We start from the raw sequence: 6,166 nt of genomic DNA on the forward strand, positions 1-6,166 counted from the left end.
GCGAGGGCTTTGTTCAATATCCCATCTTTCTGATTTCAGCCATGGTCTGCGTACGCAGGATCAGGCGTTCGAATTCGTCCGACCATTCCCGCGTGAGATTCTTCAGCAGCAGGCTCTTGCCGGCACGCGTGACGCGGCGGCGCACATCCTCGTTGTGCAGCACCGTCTGCAGATTCGAGCACAGCAGATCGATGTTGCCGACCGGATGCATCAGGGCGTTGACGCCATGTTTGAGACCGATGTGGCGATAGGTCTCCAGATCGGAGAGGCAGACCGGCACATCCAGTTCGAAGGATTCCCAGATGGTCAGCGGCTGTGATTCGCTGGAGCTGGCCAGCACGTAGGCATCGGCCGAGGCCAGGTAGCGCAGGGCTTCCTCGTTGGGCTGCTCGCCCAGGAAGCGATAGCGTTCCGGCAGTGCTTCGGAGAGCTTGCGCGCGCCCTCGCCCAGCTGCAGGTACTTGCCGATGAAGACCACCTCGATGCCCGCACGCTGGTCGCTGCTCATGGCATTGACGGCCATGATGGTATCTTCCATGCGCTTGCGCGGCTCGATGGTGCCGATGCAGACGATGCGCTTCTTGTCCTTGGGCTTGGGTTGCAGGTCTTGCTGGCGGTAGATGGCGTCGTTCCAGAACGGCAGCACGTGCACCATGGCCGGACTGTCGAACAGGAAGCTGCCATAGACCAGGCGCTGGAATTCGGTCTGGAAGACGATGTGCGAAGCGCTCTTGAAACCCTGCGCCATGTTGGGATAGCGCAGCAGCAGGTCGCGTCCGATCTCGGCTTCGTGGATCCACCAGATCACCGGACAGCGTGGCGCCATCTCCCCCACCAGCGCCCCCGAGAGGATGCAGTTGGACACGATCACGTCGGGATCGCCCGCCAGGTCCTTGACGATGCGGATGCCCATTGCCTCGAACTGCTTGCGCACTTCACCCTGGCCATCGATACGCGGCAGGACCGACACCTCATGGTTCTGCACCAGGCGCTCGGCCAGACGCAGCATCGCGGTGCTGGCACCGGTGGTGTAGAACTCATCGTTCAACAGAAGAATCTTCATGCACTTTCCAGGAAGGGTCGGCCTTGGCCGGACCGGTTGTCATTATTGGCTCTGTCAGTTCATCAGTCGGCTGCCCGCTCGCATCGCTACGGCCTGCTGCAGACATGGGCAGTCGCAATGCGCGGGCGAGACTGTGCAGCTTGACATGGTAAGGGGGAGCCGTGCGCATAAAGACCGGAGTAAACCGCCAAAGGCCCCTCAACTTCCTCTTTTGCGACGACGCGCAGCGATGGGGATGCGGGCGCGCAGGGGGCGCGTGCTAGACTTTTGGCTTTTCTTCGCTCCTCTTCGCTGCCACTCATGAACATCGTCATCCTCGCCGCCGGCATGGGCAAACGCATGCAATCCGCGCTGCCCAAGGTCTTGCATCCGCTCGCCGGCAAACCCCTGCTGGGCCATGTCATCGATACCGCACGCCAGCTGGCACCGACGCAACTGTGCGTGATCTACGGCCACGGCGGCGATGCCGTGCCCAAGGCCTTCGCCGGCCAGGGCCTGTCGTTTGCCCTGCAGGAACCGCAGCTGGGCACCGGCCACGCTGTCATGCAGGCCGTACCGCATCTCGATGATGGTGCGCCCACGCTGGTGCTGTATGGCGATGTACCGCTGACCACGGCCGCCTCGCTGCAGCGCCTGCTGGATGCCGCCGGCCAGGACAAGCTGGGCGTGCTGACCGTGACCCTGGACAACCCCACCGGCTATGGCCGCATCGTGCGCGAAGACGGCCAGATCAAGCGCATCGTCGAGCAGAAGGATGCCAGCGAGGCCGAACGTGCCATCCGCGAAGTCAACACCGGCATCATCGTCGCGCCCACGGCGCGCCTGCGCCAGTGGCTTGCGAAGCTCTCCAACAACAACGCGCAGGGCGAGTACTACCTGACCGACGTGATCGCGGCCGCCGTGGCCGATGGTGTGGAGGTCGTCTCAGCCCAGCCCGATGACGTGGCCGAAACCCTGGGCGTGAACAGCAAGGTGCAACTGGCCGAGCTGGAGCGCGTGCACCAGCGCAACATCGCTCATGGCCTGCTGGAGCAGGGCGTCACGCTGGCTGACCCGGCGCGCATCGATGTACGCGGCTCGCTGGAATGCGGGCGCGATGTGAGCATCGACGTCAATTGCGTTTTCGAAGGCCAGGTCAGCATCGGCGAAGGCAGCAGCATCGGAGCCCACTGCGTGATCCGCAATGCGCGCATCGGTGCCGGCGTGGCCATCAAGCCCTTCACCCACATCGACGACGCCGTGGTCGGCGCGGGCGGCCAGATCGGTCCTTACGCCCGCCTGCGGCCCGGCACCGAACTGGCGCAGGATGTGCATATCGGCAACTTCGTCGAGGTCAAGAACAGCAACGTGGGCGTAGGCAGCAAGGCCAATCACCTGGCCTACGTGGGCGATGCGGATGTGGGCAGCGGCGTCAACGTCGGGGCCGGCGTGATCACCTGCAACTACGACGGTGCCAACAAATTCCGCACCATCATCGAAGACGGTGCCTTCATCGGCAGCGACACCCAGCTGGTCGCCCCGGTGCGCGTGGGCAAGGGGGCCACCATCGGTGCCGGTACCACGCTGACCAAGGATGCCCCGGCCGATCAGCTGACCTTGTCGCGCGCCAAGCAGCTGTCGCTGGCGGGATGGCAGCGGCCGGTCAAGATCAAGAAGTAAGGGTCTCCGGCCGCGCGCCCTGTGGACAACTCCAACTCCGGGGTGGTTTCAGGGCGATATGAAGGAAAAAGCCCGTCAACACGCTACTTCCTGACTTATCCACAGGCCAATCCGGCCGAAACCTGAAGGTTTCGGCCGTTTTTCATGGTGCGTCGGCAGCCGCGCCGAGCGGGATGGCCGTCTCGAACTTGCTGCGGTGGATGGAGAAATAGCTGCGCACATTGCGCACGTTGCGCTGGGAGGCGAACAGCCGGTGCGCCAGTGCGTGGTAAGCCGGCATGTCGCGCACCAGCACCACCAGCACGAAATCCGGCCCCGGCGAGACCCGATAGCACTGCTGCACCGCCGCCTCCCCCGCCACCAGGGCCTCGAAGGCCTGCTGCTCTTCCTCGCCCTGGCGATCCAGCGTGATCTCGACCAGCGCCGTGAGCGTGGAGGCCAGTTGGGTCGGATCCAGCAAGGCGACCTGGCGCGCGATCACGCCCGCCTCCACCAGCCGCTTGACGCGGCGCAGGCAGGTCGGCGGCGAGGCATGCACCTGCGCGGCCAGCTCCTGGTTGGTCTGGCTGGCATCACTCTGCAGGGCTTGCAGGATGCGGCGGTCGAGATCGTCCAGATCGAGGGGGGTTTTCATGGATACCTGCGTCAGCTTGTGAAATTGCCGGAGATTGCGTGAGGGTGAGCGAGATTGAATGACATATAAATCCAAATTTCACCAATGAATTTAATATTATTTCATCACCCAATAGCGAAGCAATATTAGTTCATTTCACCGATATTTTAGAAATCTTATTTCACGATGCCTCGCCTAAGATGCATGCACATCTTTTCCAGCGAGGTAATCCATGTGCGGCATCGTCGGCGCGGTAGCGCAACAAAACGTCACTCCCATCCTGCTCGAAGGCCTGAAGCGCCTTGAATACCGTGGTTATGACTCCTGCGGCGTGGCGCTGCATGTAGATGGCAAGCTGCAGCGTTCGCGCAGCACCTCGCGCGTGGCCGAGCTGCAGCAGCAGGTGGCGCAGAGCGGCCTGTCCGGTTTCACCGGCATCGCGCACACCCGCTGGGCCACGCACGGCGCGCCTGCCACCCACAATGCGCACCCGCACTTCTCGCGCGACCGCATCGCGCTGGTCCACAACGGCATCATCGAGAACCATGACGAACTGCGCGCCGAATTGCAGGCTGCCGGTTATGTCTTCGAGAGCCAGACCGATACCGAAGTGATCGCCCACCTGGTCGACCACATGTATGACGGCGATCTCTTCCACACCGTGCAGCAGGCCGTGCGCCGCCTGACCGGTGCCTACGCCATTGCCGTCTTCTGCGCCGACGAACCGCATCGCGTGGTGGCTGCGCGCCAGGGTTCGCCGCTGATCGTGGGTGTGGGCGAAGGACAGAACTTCGTGGCCTCTGATGCGATGGCGCTGGCCGGTACCACCGACCAGATCATTTATCTGGAAGAAGGCGACGTGGTCGATCTGCAATTGCAGAAGGTCTGGATCGTCGACGCGGCCGGCCGCCCTGCCGAGCGAGAAGTGCGCACCGTGCAGGCTTATACCAGCGCGGTGGAACTGGGTCCGTACCAGCATTACATGCAGAAGGAAATCTTCGAGCAGCCGCGCGCGATTGCCGACACACTCGAAGGCGTGGTCGGCATCATGCCCGAGCTGTTTGGCGACAAGGCCTACAAGGTCTTCAAGGAAGTGGATTCAATTCTGATCCTCGCTTGCGGCACCAGCTATTACGCCGGTCTGACTGCGAAGTACTGGCTGGAGTCGATTGCCAAGATCCCGGTCAACGTCGAGATCGCCAGCGAATATCGTTATCGCTACAGCGTGCCCAATCCGAAGTCGCTGGTGGTCACGATCTCGCAGAGTGGCGAGACGGCTGACACGCTGGCTGCGTTGAAGCATGCGCGTGGATTGGGCATGCAGCACACGCTGACCATCTGCAACGTGGCCACCAGTGCGATGGTGCGCGAATGCGAACTGGCCTACATCACGCGTGCCGGTGTGGAAGTGGGCGTGGCCTCGACCAAGGCCTTCACGACGCAGCTGGCGGCGCTGTTCCTGTTGACGCTGGCGCTGGCGCAGACGCGCGGGCTGCTCACCGAAGAACAGGAAGCCGAACACCTGAAGGCGATGCGCCACTTGCCGGCCGCGCTGCAGAGCGTGCTGGCGCTGGAGCCCTCCATCGTGGCGTGGGCCGAGGCTTTTGCGCGTCGCGAGAATGCGCTGTTCCTGGGGCGTGGGCTGCATTATCCGATTGCGCTGGAAGGTGCGCTCAAGCTCAAGGAAATCACCTACATCCACGCTGAGGCTTATGCCGCAGGCGAACTGAAGCATGGTCCGCTGGCGCTGGTGACGGATCAGATGCCGGTGGTGACCATTGCACCCAATGATGCGCTGGTGGAAAAACTGAAGTCCAACATGCAGGAAGTGCGTGCGCGTGGCGGGCAGCTGTATGTGTTTGCGGATGGTGATTCGCGTATCACTTCGGCGGAAGGGCTGCATGTGATTCGCATGCCGGAGCACTATGGGGTGCTGTCGCCGATTTTGCATGTGGTGCCGTTGCAGTTGCTGTCGTATCACACGGCGCTGGCGAGGGGGACGGATGTGGATAAGCCGCGGAATTTGGCTAAGTCGGTGACGGTGGAGTGAGGATGTTTGGCGGTTTGAGAGATACCTAAAGTAACTATTAATCTGGATATTTCTTCTCCATAATTTTATTTTTATCTCCTAAAATCAATTAATTAGGATAATAGTTGCTAAACATAATCACACCTCCGGCAAGTTCCAGAGATACTGGTTGCTCAGATGCAATTAAGTTACACATAAATAGCTCAATTCGTTGAATACCAAATATCATCGGTAACATTTTTGCGCGATCGTTTTCAGACGACTCTGTATGAGAATTTAGTCACCCGGCGAGCCATTGCCAACGAGGTTAATACGGTGATCTGATCAAGAAAATTCCCGACGTGTTCGGCGACCTATTTTCAGTTAAAGATAAAGTTATAAATGTCTGCTAGAAAAATCGTTAAATCCATTCAAGACATCATGCGTAAAGACGCAGGTGTCGACGGTGATGCGCAACGCCTTTCGCAGCTGTGCTGGATGTTCTTCCTTAAAATCATTGATGACCAAGATCAACAGCTATCGGCAGCGCACGCGGATTACCGTTCGCCTATTCCCAAACGCTTACAGTGGACCGCATGGGCCAAAAGTTCAGATGGCATTTCTGGAACAGAGCTACTGGAATTTATAAATAACGACCTCTTTCCGACATTAAAAGAGATTCGGCCAAGTGGCAAATGGGCTAATCGAAAACGCGTGGTGAGAGCTGTTTGTTGAATTGCATTGAAATCTGACCCACTTTCTCAGGAAATTTGCATCCTAAGTTGACCCATGTTTAGACCACAATCCTGCTCATGACAGCGAG

5 protein-coding genes are annotated in these 6,166 nt (G+C 60.0%); 3 read left to right on the plus strand and 2 right to left on the minus strand.

Features of this window, described 5'->3' with window-relative positions:
• Positions 1–13: 13 nt before the first annotated feature.
• Positions 14–1,063, minus strand: coding sequence for a glycosyltransferase family 4 protein (locus tag J2X56_RS23120; protein WP_310163020.1), 1,050 nt, complete (start codon positions 1,061–1,063; stop codon positions 14–16).
• A gap of 300 nt (positions 1,064–1,363) precedes the next feature.
• Here J2X56_RS23120 and glmU point away from each other — a divergent pair, with 300 nt between their 5' ends.
• Entirely contained in the window at positions 1,364–2,722 is a 1,359-nt protein-coding gene (gene glmU / locus J2X56_RS23125; protein ID WP_310163022.1) for a bifunctional UDP-N-acetylglucosamine diphosphorylase/glucosamine-1-phosphate N-acetyltransferase GlmU, read from the plus strand.
• A 142-nt stretch (positions 2,723–2,864) separates the two neighbouring features.
• Here glmU and J2X56_RS23130 read toward each other — a convergent pair whose 3' ends face one another.
• Complete coding sequence (locus J2X56_RS23130; protein WP_310163024.1) at positions 2,865–3,356, minus strand: Lrp/AsnC family transcriptional regulator; 492 nt, start codon at positions 3,354–3,356, stop codon at positions 2,865–2,867.
• Between the two features lie 211 nt (positions 3,357–3,567).
• On the opposite strand from J2X56_RS23130, the gene glmS reads away from it, so the two are divergent.
• Both glmS and J2X56_RS23140 read left to right on the plus strand, forming a co-directional pair.
• Positions 3,568–5,385 (plus strand): glutamine--fructose-6-phosphate transaminase (isomerizing), encoded by a 1,818-nt coding sequence (gene glmS / locus J2X56_RS23135; RefSeq protein ID WP_310163027.1) that lies wholly within the window; start codon positions 3,568–3,570, stop codon positions 5,383–5,385.
• 360 nt (positions 5,386–5,745) lie between these two features.
• A complete protein-coding gene (locus J2X56_RS23140) occupies positions 5,746–6,078 on the plus strand; it encodes a type I restriction-modification system subunit M N-terminal domain-containing protein (RefSeq protein WP_310163029.1) in 333 nt (110 codons plus the stop codon).
• Positions 6,079–6,166: the final 88 nt, after the last annotated feature.

Origin of the sequence: Herbaspirillum sp. 1173, assembly GCF_031455335.1 — a bacterium.
Lineage (GTDB): Bacteria > Pseudomonadota > Gammaproteobacteria > Burkholderiales > Burkholderiaceae_D > Herbaspirillum > Herbaspirillum huttiense.